Annotated in this window: 15 protein-coding genes; 11 read left to right on the forward strand and 4 right to left on the reverse strand. The window is 71.4% G+C overall.

The features are described from left to right. Positions 1 to 50: 50 nt before the first annotated feature. Positions 51 to 734, reverse strand: a complete 684-nt coding sequence (locus JQS43_RS05075; protein ID WP_239677893.1) for a hypothetical protein — start codon at positions 732 to 734, stop codon at positions 51 to 53. 85 nt (positions 735 to 819) lie between these two features. On the opposite strand from JQS43_RS05075, the gene JQS43_RS05080 reads away from it, so the two are divergent. The 3 genes from JQS43_RS05080 to JQS43_RS05090 are packed head-to-tail and all read left to right on the forward strand — an operon-like array spanning position 820 to position 4,271. Then, positions 820 to 1,512, forward strand: a complete 693-nt coding sequence (locus JQS43_RS05080) for a response regulator transcription factor (RefSeq protein ID WP_239677894.1) — start codon at positions 820 to 822, stop codon at positions 1,510 to 1,512. 7 nt (positions 1,513 to 1,519) lie between these two features. Continuing rightward, on the forward strand, positions 1,520 to 3,025 hold the full coding sequence (locus tag JQS43_RS05085; protein WP_239677895.1) for a HAMP domain-containing sensor histidine kinase: 1,506 nt from the start codon (positions 1,520 to 1,522) through the stop codon (positions 3,023 to 3,025). 37 nt (positions 3,026 to 3,062) lie between these two features. After that, a complete protein-coding gene (locus JQS43_RS05090; protein ID WP_239677896.1) occupies positions 3,063 to 4,271 on the forward strand; it encodes a S1C family serine protease in 1,209 nt (402 codons plus the stop codon). Between the two features lie 35 nt (positions 4,272 to 4,306). On the opposite strand, the gene glpK is transcribed toward JQS43_RS05090, so the two are convergent. Next, positions 4,307 to 5,785 carry a glycerol kinase GlpK gene (gene glpK, locus JQS43_RS05095; protein ID WP_239677897.1) on the reverse strand — a complete coding sequence of 493 codons (1,479 nt, stop codon included), beginning with the start codon at positions 5,783 to 5,785 and terminating at the stop codon, positions 4,307 to 4,309. 89 nt (positions 5,786 to 5,874) lie between these two features. On the opposite strand from glpK, the gene JQS43_RS05100 reads away from it, so the two are divergent. From JQS43_RS05100 to JQS43_RS05120, 5 genes are read left to right on the forward strand one after another with little or no spacing between them, the layout of a single operon-like run. Beyond that, positions 5,875 to 6,105 carry a hypothetical protein gene (locus JQS43_RS05100; protein WP_239677898.1) on the forward strand — a complete coding sequence of 77 codons (231 nt, stop codon included), beginning with the start codon at positions 5,875 to 5,877 and terminating at the stop codon, positions 6,103 to 6,105. A 19-nt stretch (positions 6,106 to 6,124) separates the two neighbouring features. Next, entirely contained in the window at positions 6,125 to 7,498 is a 1,374-nt protein-coding gene (locus tag JQS43_RS05105) for a hypothetical protein (RefSeq protein WP_239677899.1), read from the forward strand. Between the two features lie 9 nt (positions 7,499 to 7,507). Further along, positions 7,508 to 8,332, forward strand: a complete 825-nt coding sequence (locus JQS43_RS05110) for a hypothetical protein (RefSeq protein ID WP_239677900.1) — start codon at positions 7,508 to 7,510, stop codon at positions 8,330 to 8,332. After that, positions 8,329 to 8,817 carry a DUF1795 domain-containing protein gene (locus tag JQS43_RS05115; protein ID WP_239677901.1) on the forward strand — a complete coding sequence of 163 codons (489 nt, stop codon included), beginning with the start codon at positions 8,329 to 8,331 and terminating at the stop codon, positions 8,815 to 8,817. Before JQS43_RS05110 ends, JQS43_RS05115 begins: the two co-directional genes overlap by 4 nt. Continuing rightward, entirely contained in the window at positions 8,817 to 9,533 is a 717-nt protein-coding gene (locus tag JQS43_RS05120) for a hypothetical protein (protein WP_239677902.1), read from the forward strand. Before JQS43_RS05115 ends, JQS43_RS05120 begins: the two co-directional genes overlap by 1 nt. A 9-nt stretch (positions 9,534 to 9,542) precedes the next feature. Here JQS43_RS05120 and eccCa read toward each other — a convergent pair whose 3' ends face one another. Then, positions 9,543 to 13,493, reverse strand: a complete 3,951-nt coding sequence (gene eccCa / locus JQS43_RS05125) for a type VII secretion protein EccCa (protein ID WP_239677903.1) — start codon at positions 13,491 to 13,493, stop codon at positions 9,543 to 9,545. Between the two features lie 102 nt (positions 13,494 to 13,595). Between eccCa and eccD the strand changes: the two genes are divergently transcribed. From eccD to JQS43_RS05140, 3 genes are all read left to right on the forward strand, one after another. Next, complete coding sequence (eccD, locus tag JQS43_RS05130) at positions 13,596 to 14,936, forward strand: type VII secretion integral membrane protein EccD (RefSeq protein ID WP_239677904.1); 1,341 nt, start codon at positions 13,596 to 13,598, stop codon at positions 14,934 to 14,936. Positions 14,937 to 15,746: 810 nt separating this feature from the next. After that, positions 15,747 to 16,769 carry a CpaE/TadZ family protein gene (locus tag JQS43_RS05135; RefSeq protein WP_239677905.1) on the forward strand — a complete coding sequence of 341 codons (1,023 nt, stop codon included), beginning with the start codon at positions 15,747 to 15,749 and terminating at the stop codon, positions 16,767 to 16,769. Beyond that, complete coding sequence (locus JQS43_RS05140; protein ID WP_239677906.1) at positions 16,766 to 17,263, forward strand: hypothetical protein; 498 nt, start codon at positions 16,766 to 16,768, stop codon at positions 17,261 to 17,263. The genes JQS43_RS05135 and JQS43_RS05140 overlap by 4 nt, the downstream gene beginning before the upstream one ends. A gap of 73 nt (positions 17,264 to 17,336) precedes the next feature. Here JQS43_RS05140 and JQS43_RS05145 read toward each other — a convergent pair whose 3' ends face one another. Next, complete coding sequence (locus JQS43_RS05145; RefSeq protein ID WP_239677907.1) at positions 17,337 to 17,642, reverse strand: hypothetical protein; 306 nt, start codon at positions 17,640 to 17,642, stop codon at positions 17,337 to 17,339. Positions 17,643 to 17,660: the final 18 nt, after the last annotated feature.

The following is a 17,660-nucleotide window of genomic DNA, read 5'->3' on the forward strand; positions in this document are numbered from 1 at the left end:
TGAATTCGCTGCCAGCGTCTCACAGCGGTGAAAGCGCGGCGGCGGTGGCGCTACAGCGCGATCCAGGTGGCGGCGGCGTGGGCCAGGAGCGGCTGCCCCGGGCCGGCGCCGTACAGCGCCGTCCGCACCTGAGCCTTGCGCCCCACCTGCTCGCGGGTCGCGCCGGTGACCACGCACTGCTCCCCGGGCGTGGGCAGGCGGGTGATCTGCGCGGCGATCCGGCCCAGGACGTACGGGCGGGCGGGGGAGAGGACCGCCCAACCGCCGGGGCAGTCCAGGGCCGCCCACACGGTCACCGGGTCGACGCCGGCCGGCGGCACCCGCCAGGTCGCAGCGGTGCGTCCGTCGGCCAGCCGCCCCGGGAAGATATTCAGGCCGTCGTGCTCCGGGCGGCGCGGTCCGCACACGTAACAGGTGGGAAACGGGTGGTGGGCGAAGCCCGGGTACGCGTCGGCCGCTGCCTGGGCGTCGTCCCAGCTGACCGGCGCGGGGGCGGTGGTCGGGTCGGCGGGAGCGACCGGCGTCGCCTCGGCGATGAGGTCGTCGCCGGCGAGGACGGCGAGCGTCGGTGTTCCGGGTCGCAGCCGAAGCTCGGTCTCCAGCGGCGGCGGCCGGCGCAGCGTCACCTGGGGCACCATCCCGGCCTCGACGGGTACCTCGGCGGCGATCAGGCCCGCGGTGTAGCCGCCGTTGCCGGAGTCGGGCGGACCGTTGAATCGCCGTCCGATGATCATGCGGCTACGATACCCGTACCGGGCGGTCAGCCGGTTGTCAGCGGAGATGCAGGCGGCGTTCAGCCGAGCGAGCGATGATTGGAGCATGACCCGGCAGGTGGAGGCGCGACTGCTGGTCGTGGAGGACGACCCGAACATCCTGGAGCTGCTTTCGGCGAGTCTGCGGTTCGCAGGCTTCGAGGTCGCGACCGCCAGCACCGGCAGCGAGGGCGTCACGAGCGCGTTGCGCAGTCAGCCGGACCTGGTGGTGCTCGATGTGATGCTGCCGGACCTGGACGGGTTCGAGGTGATCAAGCTGATGCGGGCCGAAGGGGCCCGGTTCCCGGTGGTCTTCCTCACCGCCCGGGACACCACCGACGACAAGATTCGCGGGCTTACCCTCGGCGGCGACGACTACGTCACCAAGCCGTTCAGTCTGGAAGAACTCACCGCGCGGATCCGGGCGGTGTTGCGCCGTAGCGCCGGTGCGCAGACGTCGCCGCGGCTCAGCTTCGCCGACCTGGAGCTTGATGAGGAGAGCCACGAGGTCTATCGCGGCGGCGAGCGGGTCGGGCTGTCGCCGACCGAGTTCAAGCTGTTGCGTTACCTGATGCTCAACGCCAACCGGGTGCTGTCGAAGGCGCAGATCCTCGATCATGTGTGGAACTACGACTTCCGGGGCGACGACAACATCGTCGAGTCGTACATCTCCTATCTGCGGCGCAAGGTGGACACCGTCGAGCCGCGGCTGATCCATACCCTGCGTGGGGTCGGGTACGTGCTGCGCAAGCCGAGTTGATCGCGGCATGACCGGGCTGCTCCGCCGGACCCCGCTGCGGGTCAAGCTGGTCGCTGCCGTGCTGGCGTTGGTGACCGCGGCGCTGGTGGTCATCAGTACCGCCAGCACCGTGGCGCTGCGGGCCTACCTGACCAATCGGGTCGACGTGCAGTTGGCGGAGACCGTGCAGCGGGCGCAGACCCAGAGCCTGGCCGAGGTGGCGCCGCACATCCCGGTGCTGCCCACCGACTACCTGATCGATTGGTTGCTGCCCAGTACGGCGCGGGTTACGGCGCACGACCGCCGGTACGACGACGACGAGTTGCCGCCGCTGCCGGCCGATTTGGCGCAGGCGCAGGAATTGGCCGGCGACCCGTACACCGTCACCGCGGTTGGCGGGGGTCCTCGGTGGCGGGCGGTGGTGACCATCTTTCCCGGCGGAACCGTGCTCACGGTGGCGCAGGACCTGTCGGACGCCGACAACGCGGTCTCCCGGTTGGTCTGGACCGAGGTCGTGGTGGGCGCCGCGGTGCTGGCGCTGCTGGCCGGAGTGGGGGTGGTGGCGGTGCGCGGTAGCCTACGGCCGTTGCGGGAGATCGAACGGACGGCCGGCGCGATCGCCGCGGGCGATCTCAGCCAGCGGGTGCCGGAGCCGGAACCACCGCCGGTGACGCCGCACACCGAGCTCGGTCGGGTGGCCCGGGCGCTCAACACCATGCTCGGGCAGATCGAAACCGCGTTCGCGGCCCGTGCCGCGTCCGAGGCCCGGATGCGGCAGTTCGTCGCTGACGCGTCCCACGAATTGCGTACGCCGTTGACCACGATCCGCGGCTTCGCCGAGCTCTACCGGCAGGCAGCGGCGGTGAACTCACCGGCTGAGGCGAGCCGGTTGGTGCGGCGGATCGAAGACGAGGCGGCTCGGATGGGGTTGCTGGTGGAGGATCTGCTGCTGTTGGCGCGACTGGACCAGGAACGACCGCTCGCGTTGGCGCCGGTGGAGCTGCCCGTGATCGTCGCCGACACGGTGCAGGCCGCTCGGGCGATCGACCCGGAGCGAGTGATCGAGTTGGTGGTCGAGGGCGCCGACGAACCGTTGGTGGTACGCGGTGACGACGCCCGGCTGCGGCAGGTGATGAGCAACCTGCTGAACAACGCGACGACCCACACGCCGAGCGGGGCGCCGGTATCGGTGCGGCTGCGGGCGGTGGCCGACCACGCCGTGATCGAGGTGGCCGATCAGGGCCCCGGACTCTCCGAGGAACAGCGGGCGCGAGTCTTCGAGCGGTTCTACCGGCTGGATTCGGCCCGGTCACGGCCGGCGAACGGGGGGCAACGGCCGGCCCGCCCGGCTGCGACCGGGGCGGGCGGCACCGGGCTGGGACTGGCGATCGTGGCGGCGTTGGTGGCGGCGCATCAGGGGACGGTCGAGATTGACGAGACTCCCGGCGGTGGCGCGACGTTTCGGGTTCGGTTGCCGCTGTGGCGCGACGAAGGGAATCCGATAGCGTCGGATGCGGCCGGGTCCACTGGGTGAACCGGCGCGGTGCTAGCGCTGTGGAAGGGTGGCGTAGATGAGCGACGACCGTGACTGGCACTGGCAGCGCCCGACCGAGCCGTGGGGGGAGCCGGCCGGGCCCGCCCCGGCGACCGGTGACGGGCCCACGCTGTCGGCTGCCTACCCGGATCCGTGGGCTGCCCCGAGCGGCGAGGCCAGCAGCTGGCCGGGGCCGGTGCGGCAGGACCCAGGCCGGTCGATGACCTCGATCGTCCTGATCGGAGCGCTCATGGTGATCTCCGCGGTGGGCGGGGGCATCGCCGGTGCCGCCTTGTATTCACAGGCGTTGGAGGGTCGCGGGACCGCCCCGGAGAGTGTCCGCGTGGTGGACGGGCCGCAGCTGGATTACTCCTCGCTGGCGGGTATCGCCTCCGATGTCCAGCCCAGTGTGGTCTCGATCCAGGTGGGGAGGTTCGGCGGATCCGGGGTGATCATGTCGGAGGACGGGGTCATCCTGACCAACGCCCATGTGGTGGAGCCGTCGCCGGACGGCCAGGTGCAGGTGCGGTTCAGCAACGGTGAGACCGGCGAGGCCACCGTGGTCGGCGCCGACCGCCGCAGCGATATCGCGGTGGTTCAGGTCAGCGACGCCAGCGGGTTGACGCCGGCCAGGTTCGGGGAGAGCGACGACGTCCTGGTCGGCGACACGGTGCTGGCGTTGGGCAGCCCGCTCGGTTACGAGGGGTCGGTTACCCAGGGGATCGTCAGCGCCCTGGACCGGACGCTGCGGCCGGAAGACCCCGATGCGCCGACCCTGTCCGGGCTGGTGCAGACCGATGCGGCGATCAACCGTGGTAACTCCGGCGGGGCGTTGGTCAATCTGGCCGGCGAAGTGGTCGGGATCAACACCGCGATCGCGGTGGAAGACCGCCAGGGAGGCTTCATCGGGCTCGGGTTCGCGGTGCCGAGTAACCGGGCGACCGATGTGGCCGAGCGGCTGCTGCAGGGTGAGGAGGTCCGCCACGCCTTTCTCGGGGTGGCGGTCGGTCCGGCCGAGGACGGCGGCGCGGTGATCGGTGACGTCACGCCGGGTAGCCCGGCCGACGCCGCCGGGTTGGAGCCCGGCGACGTGGTCATCCGAATCGGTGACCGGGCGATCACCGACGATGGTGACCTGGTCTCCGCCGTGCAAGCGGCCGAGGTGGACGAGCCGATCGAGCTTGAGTACCGGAGGGGCGGGACCACCCAGACCATCACGGTGGTGCTGACCGAGGTGGACGACTGACCGCTCGGGGTCGGACCAGCCGTTAGCGCGCAGCGTCAGGCCCAGTCGAGGGAACGGGTGACCGCCTTGCGCCATTGGGCCCGGGCCGCCTCCCGCTCGGTCGCCGACATGGTCGGCTCCCAGCGCCGATCCGGCTGCCACTTCTCCCGTAGAGTCGCCAGGTCCGGCCAGAAGCCCACCGCGAGACCGGCGGCGTACGCAGCGCCGAGGCCGGTGGTTTCGGTCACGGTCGGCCGGACGACCGGCGCGTCGATCAGGTCCGCCTGGATCTGTAGCAGCAGCTCGCTGGCGGTCATCCCACCGTCGACCTTCAACATGGTCAGGTCGAGGTCGGACTCCTGGTTCATGGCGGCGACGATGTCGGCGACCTGCCACGCGGTCGACTCCAGTGCGGCCCGGGCGAGATGGCCCTTGCTCACGTAGGAGGTCAGGCCGGCGATCACCCCGCGCGCGTCCGGGCGCCAGTGCGGGGCGAACAGGCCGGAGAAGGCCGGCACGATGTAGCAGCCGCCGTTGTCGGTGACGCTCTCGGCCAACTCGTTGATCTGCGCCGCGTGCTCGATGATGCCGAGCTTGTCGCGGAGCCACTGGATCAGCGCGCCGGTGATAGCGATCGAACCTTCCAGAGCGTAGACCGGCGGCTCACTGCCGATCTGGTACCCGACCGTGGTGAGCAGCCCGTGTCGACTCGTTACCGGGGCGGTCCCGGTGTTCATCAGCAGGAACGACCCGGTGCCGTAGGTGCATTTGCCCTCGCCGGGGTTGAAACAGGTCTGGCCGAACAGCGCCGCCTGTTGGTCGCCGAGCGCCCCGGCCACCGGGACGCCGGCGAGCACCCCCGTCGCCTCGCCGTACACCTGCGACGACGGCACGATCCGCGGCAGCAACCCCCGCGGTACGCCCATCGCGGTGAGGAGTTCGTCGTCCCAGTCGAGCGTGGCCAAATTCATCAGCATGGTCCGGCTGGCGTTGCTGACGTCGGTGACGTGTTCGCCGGTGAGTTGCCAGATCAGCCACGCGTCGATGGTGCCGAATCGCAGCTCGCCGGCTTCGGCGCGGCGGTGCAGCACCGGGTCCTGCTCGAAGCGCCACCGTAGCTTGGGGCCGGCGAAGTAGGTCGCCAGCGGCAGACCGCAGCGTTCCCGCCACCACTGCTCCGGGTGCTCCCGCGCGAGTCGACGGATCAACTGGTCGGTGCGCATGTCCTGCCAGACGATCGCGTTACCGACCGGCTCACCGGTCTGCGCGTCCCAGAGCAGGGTGGTCTCCCGTTGATTGGTGATCCCGACCGCCGCCAGGTCGGCCCGGGACAGGCCGGCCTGGTCCAGTGCGGACCGGGTGACTCGCTGCACCCGGTGCCAGATCTCGGCTGGGTCGTGTTCGACCCAGCCCGGTTGCGGAAAGAACTGCTCGTGCTCGGCCTGGTCGGCGGCGATGATTCGGCCGTCGGAGTCGAAGACGAGGCAACGCGAGGAGGTGGTGCCCTGGTCGATCGCGGCGAGGTAACGAGTCACGGCGTCAAGTCTGCCGGATCTTCACCCCGGCGGGGGTGCCCGGCCGGAGCTAGGCTCGTGGGCGCCCTGGCAGGTTGCGCGCCAGCGTTATGGTTGATCAAACCATCGGACGACACCGGCTGGCCGACGGCCGGTGGGGGTTGCGCCCGAACCTGCAGCAGCTCGGCGTCCGGGCGAGCAACCTGGGCACCAACGCGACCGGCGCCGCGAACCTGGTCAGCGACGCCGACGGTGAGGGCGCAGCCGTCCTCAGGACCCAGACCAACCATGCGGAGCAGCAGCGGTCCTGGTTGCTGCGGCCGGTCGACGCGCCGCGCTGACGGGCGGGCAGGGGTCACGATGGAACCGTTCGAAAAGCACCGGGCCAACGTCGTGGAGCTGCGGACCTGCGGCAACCAGCTGTTGGCCCAGGCCGACGAAGGGCTGCGCAACGGCGGGTTGACCAGGCAGGCGTACCAGCCGGCGATCGAGCACTGGGACGGGTTGGGCGCGCCGGAGCTCGCTGCCGCCCGGGATCCGCTCGACCGGCAGTGCCAGGCGGCGAACGGTGCATTGGCCTGGGCGTCGGTGGTCGCCCACTACTGGGCCGACCAGGTGGAGACGTTCAACAGCGAGGTCGACCGGATCGTCTCGCAGTGGGAGACCGACCTGTTGCAGACTAGCCAGGCCGGTCAGACGCCGGAGGAGATAGCCAGCCTCCGCAGCGCCGTGACGTCGGAGTCGCGCCGGCGATGGTGGGAGGCGTACAACACCCACGTGCTCGACGGTGAGGACCGGGTGACCGCGATGTTGCGGGAGGGCCCGACCGCCGAGCATGTGGCGGAGGCGCGCCGGGTCGGGCTGATCGGCGGGTGGGGGCCGACCACCGACCACTTCACACCGCCCGGCGGTGGTTCGGGGTGGTTCAACAGCTCCCAGCTCGCGCTGTTCGCGGCCGGGATCGTCAGCGGTGTCGCCGCGCCATTGTTGGATAGCCGGGCCGCCGGTTTCGCGGCCACCGCCGGGCACTTCCGCGGTCTGGCCAACGGTGCCCGGATGTCCTGGTTGATGTCGACGATGGTGGCGATGCAGCACACCGGTGCGGTGGTGGCGCTGCGGCAACGCGGTGGTGGCTACTACCACCCGACCAGCGGCCGGTGGGTCCCACAATATTGGCGGGCCCGGTCCGGTCAGGTGGGCGCCTACCGGGCAGCGCAGTTCGGTCGGGATGCCGCCCTCCACGCTGCGCAACGCTTCGGCTACCAGGCGGTCGCCAACGATGCGGCGGCCTCGGTGGCGCAATCCCACTCATCCAAGTGGGCCACTGCCGGCAAGTGGGTCAATCGCGGTGGGGTCGCCGCCGCCGGCGCCAGTGGCACCTGGGACCAGTGGTCGCGAGACGCTGGCCGGACCGATCTCGACACCGGGGAGCGGGTCGCTCGTAGCGCGACCCGCGGCGCGGCCGTCGGCGGCGGTGCCTGGGCGGGCGCAGTCGGCGGCGCCAAGACCGGCGCGATGGTGGGAGCCGTGCTGGGCCCGAAGGGGGCGGTGGTCGGTGGCCTGGTCGGTGGCGTGGTCGGCTCCGGGGTCGGCAACATGGTCGCCGATCACGCGGTCGATGCGGTCAGCGCCGGCTGGAACGGGGTCAAGGAGCTCGGCTCCAGCGCCGGCGGTGCGCTCAAGAGCGCCGGGTCGGCGATCGGAGATGGCGTCAAGGGCCTGTTCGGGCGTTAAGGTTTCTCGATGGCATCGGAGACGGTCCCGACCCTGGTGGCGGCGGGGGCGATGGTGGCCGGCGGTTCGCTCGGCGGCTGGCAACTGTGGCGTTGCTGGACCGGCCGGACCCGCCGTTGGGTCCGGCGGCCGGGGGAGACGGTGCTGGTGCTGACCTGGGGTCCGTTCGGGGTGCTACTGCTCCTCGGCACCGGGGTGTTCATCCTGCTCGGCGAGCCGGTCGGGGTGGCGGTTGGTGGGGTGTTCTGTGTGGCCGGCTTCGTGCTGCTGGTGCCGGGCCTGCTCTACCAGTTCTTCCGCCCCGGCTGGTGGGGGCCGCGCTGGTTCCGCGAGTTGCCGGCGGCGGCGCGGACGCCCGATGTCTCGGACGCCATCACCGCGGTGGGGGTGGCTTTCGGTGCTCGCCCCGAGCCCGCCAGCGAGACGATCGCGGCTGGCCAGGCGGTGGCCTTCGGGCCGCAGGTTGGTCGTTGGCGAGCTACGTTCATCGACGATCCGGATGCGCAGGCACCGGCTCATGCCTTGGCGATCCCCGGCGGGGTGTCCGGCGTACTCACGCTCTACCGTGGTGGCTTGGTCTTCGCCGCTGACCGGTGGGAGGATCAGCTTCGCCGGGCGCCGACGGTGCTGGCGGTGCCGCTGGCCGAGGTGGGCGGTGGTCGGGTCGCGTCGGCCGGAGCGGGCCCGGACGGGCTGCGGCGGCGGGCGAAATCGCGGGTCCGCCGGGCCCGGTTGGTCATCGGCACCGGCCGTGGGGACCTGGTCTTTGAAACGGGCGCGGCGCGGCGCATTGCCGCACGGGTGGCCGAGTTGATCGGGGGGAGAGTGTGGTGACCGCAGGGCGGGGCGTGACCCAGTACGAGCATCCGAGCGCGGCGTTCATGCTGTCGCTGCCCGAGCAGTGGGAGCGGATCGAGGACATCGAAGGCGTGGCGCTGGTGGCGGTGGAACCACCGCGCGGCCCGTGGTTCCGCGCCAACGTGGTGGTGACCATCGGTCAGATCGAACCCGGGGCGCCGGTGACCGACTGGCAAGACGAGACGCTGGAGCTGCTTCGCCAGACACTGCAGGAGTTCGTGTTGATCGACGTGGCCGACGGGGAACTGGCCGGCGCGCCGGCTCGGCGTACGCTGGCCCACCACACCATCGAGGACGAGGAAGCGGTCAACGCCGTCGTGATCGAGCAGTGGGCCGTGGTCGCGGGCGGGCTGGGTTTCACCTTGACCGCCTCGGTGGCGGCGCTGGAGTACGCCGACTACGCCGATCTTTTCTACCGAGTGGCCGCCGGTTTCCGGCCTGATCCGGAGTTCGTGCCCTGATGTCGATCGAGTTCAATCCAGACAGCGGCCACCTTCGCCTTGACCGGGATAGCTTCGCCCGGCTGACCGAATGGTTCCGCGAAGGCCGCCCCGGCGCGGTGCCGCCCGAGCTGTCGGCGGCCGGCGCCCTGGACGACCAGGGCGACCTGCATCCGGTCCCGCTTGCGTGCCTGGCTACGGTGGCGGCGCCGCTGTGCCGGATCGCGGTGCGGATGACCGACCCGGCCGGTCGACTGGAGCAGGGCGACCTGTGGCTCGGCCCCGAGGTGGCCGGAATGCTGCTGGAGCTGCCTGATGGCCGCGCCGAGCTGGGTCTGCTCCATCCCATCTTCGTACCAGTGATGCTGTGGCGAGTGCTGGCGTTGGGGCCGCGGCTGCGGTTGAGCGCCGATGCCGTGGCGGTCGATCCCGGTACGCTCGATCAACTCACCGATCCGCGGCCGGAACGCCGCGCCGACGCGGTCCGGGTGCTGGCCCAACATGGCGTTACCGGCGCCGAGGAACTGCGGTGCGACGCACGCGTGCAGGCCAGCTGGGTGGCGCCCGGGGGCGCGCCGGGGATACGGGTGGTGCGAGTGCTCGACACTCCAGCCGGGCTATGGCACGTCACCCGGGAGGGTGACCTGGCCCTGCTGACCCCGACCACCGCCAGCGCGGTGTGGCGGGAGTTGGTGAGCGTGCTCCCCAATGACCAGGAGCTCCCCGCCAGCGAGTAGCCGGCCGGGTCACACCTCCGGCGGCAACCAGGCGACCTGCACCTGCTGGAAGCCGCCGCCGCGCATCGCGTAGAGAGCCCGGCCCGCCGGCAGCCGCTGCGAGGTGACCCCGTTGGCCAGCGGGCCCTCCATCCGGTCGCCGGAGAAGAGGAAACCCGGCGCGGAGACGTCGCCGAGCCGCTGCACGACCGGGTCCAGTGCGGACCGGGCAGCACCCCCGGTACGTCGGGACAACACCAGGTGCAGTCCGAGGTCGCGGGCCTGCGCCAGGAGGTCAGTCAGCGGCGTCAGCGGATTGCCGGAGCCGGTAGCGACCAGGTCGTAGTCGTCGACCACGAACAGGATCTCCAGGCCGGTCCACCAGCTGCGATCCTTCAGCTGTGCGGGGGTGACGTCGGGACCGGGGCGACGTTTGGCGATCGCCTGGGCGATCTCCTGGGTGACCGCGGCGGTCTGGTCAGGGCTGGCGCTGTAGGCGAGCAGGTATTCGTCCGGCACCACCCCCAGCAGGCTGCGCCGGTAGTCGATCAGCACCACTCCGAGCTGTTCGGGGGTGTAGAGCTGACGGGCCCCGGAGAGGATCACGCGTAGCAGGTTGGTCTTGCCGGTCTCGCCGTCACCGTAGATCACCAGGTGCGGGTCGGCTCCGAACAGGTCGATGCCGGCCGGTTTCAGGTTCAGGTCGGAGATGCCGACCGGGAAGCCGCGATCGCCCGGTTCGGCCGGTGGAAGTTCTTCGTACGGGTAGGTGTGTGGCAGCACCTGGACGGTGGCGACCCGGCCCTGTGGCCACCGCTGCGCAGCGGTGGTGATCAGCTCTGCCTGCGCGTCGGCGAGGCCGGCGGTCTCCGCCCGACCGTCGATCCGTGGCACCGCCGCCTGGAACAGCAGGTCGCCCTCGATGACGCCGCGACCGGGGGTCTCCTTGCTGATCCGTTTCTGCAGCTCGCGGTCGAACATGGTGTCGAAGGCGTCGCTGAGTCGCAGCTCGACTCGGCCAGTGAACGACGGCTGCATCCGCATCCGGATCTGCATCGCCTGCGTGATCGAGATCACCACGTGGACGCCGTAGTTCGCCCCCCGCGCCGCGATCTCGCTGATCCGGTCCTCAAGCAGCTCGAACTCTTCCCGGAAGACCGCCCAGCCGTCGATGATCAAGAAGACCGCGCCGGGTATCTCGGCAGGCACGGTGCCGGTTGCCCGGGCTGCCCGCAGCGCCGCCGGCGAGGCGAGCCCGTACTCGCGGAACAGCGCCTCCCGGGTGTTGACCGCGTTCGCCACCTCGGAGATGGTCCGGCTGACCCGTTCCGGGTCGAGGCGGGTGGCTACCCCGGCGACGACCGGCAACTCGGCGAGCGGGACCAGGCCACCGCCGCCATAGTCGATGCAGTAGCAGGCCACTTCGCCCGGGGCGTAGCGCAGCGCCATCGAGGCGAGCATGGTGCGCAGGACAGTGCTCTTGCCGGACTGTGGGGCGCCGAGCACAACCAGGTTGCCGCCGGCGCCGGTGAAGTCCCACTCGAACGGGAACTGGCGTTGCCCGCTGGGGTCGTCAGCCAACCCCAGGGTGGCGCTCACCGAGTCGGCCCCGCCCCGCGCCTGCGGGTCCTGCACCAGGTCGAGCGGCAGCACCTCCGGCAGCGGCGCCAACCACACCGGGCGTACCGCCGGGGCGCCGGCGCCGGCCAACCGCTCGACCGCGACATCGAGGATCGACCGCTGGCCGCCCTTGCCGTCGGCCGGCGCCGGGTTGCCGTCGCCGTTCGGCCCGGCAGCCTGGCTCTGCGTGGCCAGCCAGCCGCCGAGGCCGTTGACCGACAGGTACGGCACCACCGGTACGACTGTCTTGGTCTCGGCCTGCGGCGGCGTGTAGGGGGCGGAGACCAGCGCGGCCTTGAACCGCTCGAAGACCGTGGTGTCCACTTTGAGATAGCCGCTGCCAGGCTCCGGTGGCAGATGGTACGCGTCGGGGACCCCGATCGCTTCCCGGCTCTCGCCTTCGGAGAATGTGCGCAGGCTGATCCGGTAGGAGAGGTGGGACTCCAACCCCCGGATCTTGCCCATCTCCAGTCGTTGGGTGGCGAGGAGCAAGTGGACTCCGATCGACCGGCCGATCCGGCCGATCGCCACGAACAATTCGGCGAAGTCGGGCTTGGCGGTGAGCAACTCGCTGAACTCGTCGATGACCACCAGCAGATGCGGCAGCGGCTCCAGCGGCTGGCCACTGGCCCGCATGGTGTGGTACGCGCTGACGTTGGGCAGGTTGCCGGCTGACTTCAGGACCTCCTGCCGGCGGCGCATCTCCCCGAAGAGCGCGTCGTGCATGCGATCCACCAGGGTGATGTCATCCTCGATGTTGGTCACCATGCCGGCGATGTGGGGGAGCCCGGCCATCGGGGCGAAGCTGGCCCCGCCCTTGAAGTCCACCAGCATCAACGCCAACAGGTCCGGCGGGTGGCCGATCACCAGCGAAGTCAGCAGCGTCCGCAGCATCTCCGATTTGCCGGAGCCGGTCGCGCCGACCACCAGCCCGTGCGGCCCCATGCCGCCGTGCGCCGACTCCTTGAGGTCCAGCATCACCGAGTTGCCGCCGGTGCCGACGCCGATCGGCACCCGGAGGCGTTCCCGCAGCGCCCGGGGTTGCCAGGTCTCCTCCGGCGCGAGCCGGGCCACGTCGGCCACCCCGAGGATGTCGGGCAGGCCGACGGTGCCGGTGAGCAGGTCACTGCCGCCCTCGTCGCTGACCAGCCGCAGCGGCGCCAGCATCCGGGCCAGGCCCGACACCAGCCCATCCGGCAGCGCGTCCACCCGGAAGGTGGTGCCGTCCCACTCCTGGCGGGCCGAGCCGTCGACGACCGAGATCCGGCCGTCGACCGCCTCCGGCTCCTCACGGCGATGGCCCAGCAGCAGGATCACGTGTACGCCGAGCTCAGCCAGTGAGACGCCACGCTCCGGCGGCTCCAGGCCGTAGACCCCCTGCAGATGCTCGCCGTCGACGACGATCACGAGCTGCTCCCGTGGCCGCAGCCGCTGCCCCCGCTGCCGCTGGTAGGCCTCCTGCCGGGCCTCCAGATCGGAGCCGATCAGTTCGGCCATCGCCGACACGCTGGTCGCCACCAGCCGAGCCGAGAGCTCACCGTCCAGTTTGCTGGCGTGGTGATGGTGCGGCAACCACTTCGCCCACTCCCACTCCGGCGCCTGCTGGTGAGCCCGAACTACCGCGAGGCGAACCTCCTGCGGGGCGTGGAAGGTGACGAGCTGGGCGATGAGCGCCTTAGCCAGCTCCCGCCCGGCGTGGCGGTCACCGACCACGCTGAGCACGCCGGTTTTGGCCAGGTTGAGGCAGATCGGCTGCTCGCGAATGGTCGCATACCGGTTACGTAGTGTTTTCGCGGTCTCCAGGCAGACCGGGTCGAACTCATTCAATGGACCGTCGTCGGCGTTCATCGACGGCTGGGTCGCCACCGGCCGGTCACCCAGCCCCATCCGAAGCACCAGAAAGTCGTCGTCGTCCACCCGCCGCTCCCAGCGGCGACTGTTGGTGCGCGCCACGTCGAGCAGCTGGGCGGGCTCCGGGTGCCGCCAGTCCGAGCTGGCCTGCTGCGCCGAGACGGTCTTACGGAGGGTGCGGCGCAGCTCCTCCAGATAGTCCAGATAACGCTCCCGCGCCTCCCGCAGCTGCCGGCGTGGCCCACTGCGCTGGGCGATCAGCATAATGATGCCGACCGAGACGGCGGCGACGAGGAAGAGCCCACCGGCCGCGGCCATCAGCGGGTTCTGGCTGTTCAGCGCCATCATCAGGCCACCGCCACCGGCCATCACCGGCATGATGATCATCGACGCGCTCATCGCCGCCGGCGGCGACTGCTGCGGCTTCGGCGGGTCAGCGATGGTGATGTCGCCTGAATCCACCGCCGGTGGATTGATCCGCGCCGGGCGCTTCACCAGAACCGTGCTCACCTGCGCTCCTGCCTCCCTGTGGCTGGTCGCCCCGCCGGGCGTGACAACTCACCGTAGTATGGCGGGCAGCAGCAAGCCTCGCAGCTTTGGAGCCACCCCCACGTGCCCACCGCGTACAGTCGTGTCACAGTCGTCAATGGTGCCCGCCGAGTCGACCTCGCCCTGCCGAGCGCACTGCCGCTCTCGGAGGTGATGCCGCAGCTACTCGGCTACTGCGCCCCCGACGGAGCGCCGGAGCAGCCGGCCGGATGGACGTTGGTCCGGCTCGGCGGTGGCACCTTGAGCCTCTCCACCACTCTCGCGGACGCCGGGATCACCGACGGTGACGTCCTTGAGCTGCGGACCGCCTACGACAACGTGCATCCCGCCTACGTCGAGGACGTCCGCGACGTGCTCGAGGACACCATGGACGAGGCGGCCCGGCAGTGGCAGCCGTCGACCACGGTCGGCTTCGCGCTCGTCACCGGCGCCGCCGGGCTGGCGTTCGCCACCCTGCTCCCGTCGGTCTGGCAACCCCGTTCGGTCGCGCCGTTGGTCACCGCGGTGGTGGTCGCCGCGTTACTGGTGCTCGCCGGCTGGTGGGCCACCCGGCAGGACCACGGTTGGGTGGCACAGCTGACGATCGCCGTCGCGGCGCTGTGGGCCGGGGTGGCCGGTTGGCTCGCGGCGAGCTTCCCGCAGTGGCCGGTGGCGGCGGCGCTCGGTGCCGCGCTCGCCGCCGCGTTGCTACTCACCGCCCTGGCCCGGGTAGCCACCCACCTCGCCACCGCCCAGCTGGCCGCCCTGAGCCTGGTGGGCGCGGCGGGGATCGGGGTCGGCGCCACCGAACTGGCCGGGTCCGACCCGATCGCCGCGGCACGGGTGGCTGCGGTGCTAGCGGTGATCATGGTGGGGGTGTTGCCCAGGGTCTCGCTCACCGTCGGCGGCCTCGCCAGCGCCGACTACCGGGTCCGCAACCACGGCCTGATCACCGGCGCAGAGCTGACCCACCGGATCGAACAGAGCAACGCCCTGCTCTACGGCGGCCTGCTAGGGGCCGCCGTGGTGGGCGCCGGCAGCGGCGTGCTCCTGGCCACCACCGGATCCCGCTGGGACGCCGCCTTCGGGGCGGCGGTCGGATTGGCGCTGGCGCTGCGATCCCGCGTGTTCTCCCGGGTGCCGCAGATCGTCCCGCTGCGGGTGGTGGGGCTGGCGGTGCTCGTCGTGCACGGGATCTTCGCCGCGCAGACGGTGCCGGAGCTGGTGCCGTGGCTGGTGCTGATCGGGGCCGCGGTGGCGACCGGGGCGGTGGCGCTCAGCGCGGTGCCGCTGTCCGATGTCGCCCGCGCCCGGGTCAAGCAATTGCTGAACCGGGTCGAGCTCATCGTGATGGTCGGGGTGCTGGCCCTGGCCGCCGCCGCGCTCGGTTGGTTCGACTGGGTGGAAGAGTTCACCCCGAGCTGAGCACCGGTCACCGGGCTGCGACCAACGAGTACGAACCGAACCGAGACGCGAAGACCTGCGAGCCAGGAGAGGGGGGCGACGATGGCGTCCGAGCCAGCCGGCGAACCGGCCGACGAGGCGGCCGGCGCGGTCCGGCGGGCGGCGCAGGACAGCGCCGAGGAGCTCGCCAAGATGGGGATCGATCCGCGGGCGCTCGGCCTGGAAGCCGCCGCGCCGGAGCCGCCGGCGCCGCCCCCGGGGCCGGCGCCGGCTGAGAGCGGGTCGACCGGAACCGCAGCCGCCGGCGGTTCGGCGGGCGGCAGAGTGAGCGGTCGTGCCAGCCCCGGGGGTCCGCCGGTCCCAGTACGTGGCGTCGCGTCTTTGCCAGGTCAGCCCGGAGCGCCGCCGCCACCAGCGGCTCAGAAACCGCCAGCGGCTGGCCGGGCGGTGCCGCCGACCCCAGCGCGAGGAGCGGCAACCCCACCACCGGCTGCGCCACCGTCCGGGCCGCCGGCTCCGGCTGGGCCACCGGCTGCTCCACCGGCTCCGGCTGCGCCACCGTCTGCCCCGCCGGCTGGGCCACAGTCTGCGCGACCGTCTGCCCCGCCGGCTGGGCCACAGTCTGCGCCGCCGGGCACGTCCCGCCCCACTACCTACGGCCGGCCTCGGCAACCTGCCCCGCCTCCCGGAGCACGGGGTCCCGCCTACGCTGACCCCAAGCAAGAGCCGGCGGACACTACTCTCAGCCGGCCCATCGGCGGTGGGACCCGGCCCGCGGCGCCCACCCCGGAGGCGCTGCGCCCATTGACCAGACTGGTGCTGCCCCCGAGCATGGGACCTTCCGCGGGCGTCCGCCGGCTGATCCGGGCAGTCACCCTGGGGGTGATCGAACCGCGCGCCGCGGCAGCGATGGAGTACGAACGCCAGTTGGTGGCGAGGGCGCGGCTCCGGCGGCCGGAGCCGCGGGTGATCGCGGTGGTGGCGGGCAAAGGCGGGGTGGGCGCCACCACCACCGCGGCGAGCGTCGCCCTTACCCTGGCGACCCTGCGCAGCGACACCACGGCCTTCGTCTCGGCCCGCTGCGGCAGCGGCTCGTTAGGTGAACGGCTTATCGGTCGGGCGGCCCCGCCGGTGTCGGCGGTGATCGGCCAGGAGCCACCGGATCCGCTCTGGGTGCATGACAGCTTGGCGGTGGTAGACGGCGCACCCTGGCATTCGCCCACCGACCGGGCGGCGATGGTGCAGCTGCTGGACCGTTCCCGGGGGCAGCATCCGCTTACCATTGTGGATGTCGGTAATGAGCTCAGCGAGGCGGGCCAGGCCGCCATCGAAAAGGCCGACCAGGTGGTCCTGGTAACCAGCGCGAGCCAGGACGCGGTGGTGGCGGTGCAGGTCGCACTCAGCCGGGTGCACGACGCCGACCCGTTCCGGTTGGGTACGGCGGTGCTCGCGTTGACCTGTCTGAACCCGCGGCAGGCCCGCCACACGGTCCGGCGGCTGCGCTCCGATCTCGGCATGCAGGCACCCCGTACCGTGCCGATCGGATTCGACCCGTGGCTGGCGGCTGGTGGTCAGATCGACCCGGCGCAGTTTCGGGCAGCCACCCGGGAGGCGTATCTGCAGATCGCGGCGCTGGTTGTGGAGCCTGGAAGTCAGGAGCAGTGGTTCGCCCAGCCCAGCGCCGGTGGCGTACCCGCCCAGGTCGGTGCGCCGGTGGCTCCACCGCCGGGGTACCGGCCGGCGGCTCCGCACCCGGCTGGGCCACCGGCGCCGCATCCGCCCGCGCCGCATCCGCCCGCGCCGGGGCCGCCCGGTGTCGGCTCACCCGGGCGACGTCCGGGGGCACCGCGGTGACCAGCCCGCAGCAGTCGGAGGGGCATGACTCGGCATCGTCTGCCGGCCCGCCCAGCGCTCCGCAGAGCACCCCGTTCGGCAGCACGCCAAACGCCGAGCGCTACCTCTTGGAGGCGGACAACCTGCGGCGCCGCCAGCTCCGATCCGCGCTGTTGCATGGATCAAGCCGGACCTGGCGGGACCGGCGGCGGATCTGGCCGGCGGTGGTCGCCGGGGTCATCCTGGTGGCGATCATCTCGGCCGCGATCGCGGTCACCGGAACCTTTCAGAACTACCGCCGTGAGCAACGGGAGGAGCAGCGGGAACGCGAAGAGGAGCAGCGGCAGCGGGAAGAAGAACAACAGCAACGCGACGAGGAGTTCGAGCAGCAGCGTCGCGAACAAGAAGAGCAGCGAGATCTGCAAGAGGAGACCGCCGGCACGGGTGGGGAAGCGGCGGCGATCCCGGAGCCGCCGCCCGGGGGCTCGACCCTGCCGCTGCCGAACATCCCGTAACCCGAGCCTGGCGGCGAAGACAGCACTGGCGAGGCCCCCAGGGGCCTCGCCAGTTTGTTGGGCTGGACGCCAGTCAGCTACCGGAGCCGAGCAGCCGGGCCGCCTTCTGGCCGCCGGCGAACAGGGTCTGGTTGACCGTGCCGGTGCTGCGCTGCATGTCCTTGGTAGAGGTGATGTACTCGTCGATCAACTGGTCGACCTTCTGCATGCAGAGCGCGTGTTCGTCGCTACCCATACCACCATCGAGGGTGGAGAGAGCCTGCTGCGCGTGGGTGCGCAGCTGTGCCCGCAGGCCTTCCACATTGCCTGCGAACGCGCCCTGGTCAGCGCCGAGCTGATCGATCACTCCGAAGTTGGCGTGAATCTGGTTTGGATTCATCGGGCTGTCCCTTCTCGT

It is taken from the genome of Natronosporangium hydrolyticum, assembly GCF_016925615.1.
Taxonomy (GTDB): Bacteria; Actinomycetota; Actinomycetes; order Mycobacteriales; family Micromonosporaceae; genus Natronosporangium; species Natronosporangium hydrolyticum.